The 566-nt window shown below is 54.9% G+C and carries 1 protein-coding gene; it reads left to right on the top strand.

Annotated elements, in window-relative coordinates; translation table 11 throughout:
* Positions 1 to 566 (top strand): SCO family protein (locus ACTHUR_RS16775; RefSeq protein WP_440399811.1); only part of this gene is annotated, 566 nt, incomplete at both ends.

Below are 566 nucleotides of genomic sequence, written 5' to 3' on the forward strand. Positions count from 1 at the left end.
CCCTTACCGCACTTGCTGCCTGCAAACCTGAAGCCAAAGCGCCGGAACAAAATCCCGCGACTGCTTCAGCCGCCTCTTCAACAGCATCCGCCCCAGCTGCAACGCCTGCTTCTTCTACTGAAACGACCTCGCTTAACGCTGCTGCCGCTCCCAAACCGCAAGGTCCGGGAACAGATATGCGTAAAGAGGACATCGGCGGCGATTTCACGCTGACCGACGGCGACGGCAAGCCGTTCAGCTTAAGCGACCTGAAAGGCAAAGTCGTGATCCTGTCCTTCGGCTATACACACTGCCCCGACGTTTGCCCGACCGAATTGCTGACTTACAGCGACACATTGAAACAATTGGGCGATCAGGCGAAAGATGTGAAAGTAGTGTTCGTCAGCATCGACCCCGAGCGCGACACGCCTGAAGTCATCAGCAAATACGTCAAGCAGTTCAATCCTGAATTTATCGGTCTGACTGCGACAGGCGACCAAAGCCTGCCGGTCATCAAACAGCAATACCGCGTGGTTTCCTCCAAAGTGGTTCAGAAGGAAGACAGCGAGAACTATCTGGTTGACCAC

Source organism: Neisseria sp. P0021.S007, assembly GCF_051956855.1.